At 47.1% G+C, this 1,487-nt stretch carries 1 protein-coding gene; it reads left to right on the forward strand.

Going from position 1 to position 1,487, the window contains the following annotated elements; all coding sequences use genetic code 11:
* Positions 1-174: 174 nt before the first annotated feature.
* The coding region (locus F6K49_RS36635) for a hypothetical protein (RefSeq protein ID WP_293104781.1) at positions 175-1,487 on the forward strand (1,313 nt) is incomplete at its 3' end.

Raw genomic sequence — 1,487 nt, forward strand, 5'->3', positions numbered from 1 at the left:
ATCTACCTCGGTTGAGTCATTTCTCTGACACGACAGTGTCAATGGTCAGCTGCCACAGCTAACCCCTGATCAATCTCAGGGGCGCAAGGTCAATATCGAATCGGGTCAGGGGAAAAAGTCCCTTGACAAGCCAACCACTGTAAACACAGATAACTTTTGGGAGAAAACTATCTTATGGTTCTGATTGAAGCAGAAAGCGATCGCGTAACGCGAATAAACTACGAGACAACCAGTGCAAACGGTATTGATACCGTTGCTTCAGGCGGTCGAGCCGTCCAGATCTCAAGCTTTAATGAGCCGGTTGAAGAAAACCCTGGTGTGCTTAGATTTCAATGGACAGCAGATGATGGACCAGCTGGTAAGTACGATATTAGTATTGCCTACTTTGACGAAGAGGATGGGGAATCTGAACTGACATTTAGTGTCAACGGACAGGAAGTTGGTACATATGTTTATAATCTAAACTTACCTGGGATTACAGCTTTTCCTCAGAATTATGTCCCTTTGAGCGGTGGCAATCCACGTGGCCCTCGCCCTCTAAGTGCTGAGGATAATCCAAATGCCATTTTTAAGGGCGTAGACCTTGCTCCAGGGGCTGAAATAGAAATCTCGGTAGTGGCAGATAGCCTTAATAATGATGCTAATTTCGAGCTAGGGCGACTTGATGCCATTGAAATTACCCCAGCTGAAATTACCCCAGCTGAAGAGATTATCCCCAGTTTGGATCTGTTCTGGCATAATCCTGTCAGTGGACAAGTTGCTGCGTGGACTCTAAATGAGGAAGGCACTAGCGTCGAGACCGCAGCCTTCATTACCGATCAAAATGGTCAGGACGTGTTGGTACCAGAGAACACTGGATTTGAAGCCCGTGGTGTTGTGGATTTAGGCGATGGTAACAGGAGTCCTCTGTGGCGTAATACCGAAACCGGCGGTGTTGCCATTTGGAAGATGGAAGGCTCCGAGTTGCAGGAGGCAATAACTATTGACCCACCAGCAGATGGCCCAGGATCAAACCTCGACTGGGAAATCCGTGGCACCGGAGATGTTAACGGTGGTGCAGAAGAAATTTTCTGGTACAACACATCTACTGGAGAAATTGCTGTTTGGGAGATAGATCAAACCGGGTTTCAGAATGCTACGTTTATTACGGATAGCAATGGTGACAGGTTGACCATATCACCTGACAATGACTGGCAGTTAGTTGCGGCTGGAGACATGGATGGCGATGGTGACGCAGATGCTATCTGGGAAAATATGAATACTCGACAGTTTGCCTACTGGAAGCTCGATGGTACTGTTTTCCAAAACGCAGTGGAGATCGATTCCCGACCAGCAAACGGTGCTTGGGAATTCCGTGGTACCTATGACGCTAACAACGATGGTATTGATGATTTCTTCTTCCGTAATTCCATGACTGGAGACAATGGCATCTGGATGATCGAGAATAACTCAGTGAGTGATGATAATATTGTCGGGATCACTCCGGT

The organism is Moorena sp. SIO3I6, from assembly GCF_010672095.1.